Source organism: Halalkalibacterium halodurans, assembly GCF_004376175.1.
Taxonomy (GTDB): domain Bacteria; phylum Bacillota; class Bacilli; order Bacillales; family Bacillaceae_D; genus Halalkalibacterium; species Halalkalibacterium halodurans.
In genome coordinates, this window is sequence record NZ_SNUY01000141.1 from 1,541 (window position 1) to 1,907 (window position 367).

The following is a 367-nucleotide window of genomic DNA, read 5'->3' on the forward strand; positions in this document are numbered from 1 at the left end:
AAATGAACCAAAATTACTGGAAATTGGATTGGAATGGCCTGCACACTCATTATTTTCATTGTATTTTCAAAAATGTGCATGACAAAGAAACCTATTGCCATTATTTTTTTAAAAATTGACTAGGCGGCTTTAGGAAAGATGATTTCTTCAATATTTAACTGCTCTTTCTGACTGCTGTACCAAGCATCGATGTGCTGACACATCATTATGGCGTATAGGCGAATGTACCACATTTTTGTTGACCGGTGGCGTCCAGATTCCAAGTGATAATCTATTTTTTCTCTTTTATTAGAACGTTCAACAGAGGTTCTTCGTTTGTATATAAGTTTCCACTTTTCAGAGGACCTTGGTGTTTTGGTAAATAATC

The 367-nt window shown here is 35.4% G+C and carries 1 pseudogene; it reads right to left on the reverse strand.

Features of this window, described 5'->3' with window-relative positions:
• Positions 1-119: 119 nt before the first annotated feature.
• Positions 120-367 (reverse strand): annotated as a pseudogene (locus E2L07_RS20435) (transposase); the annotation flags it as partial.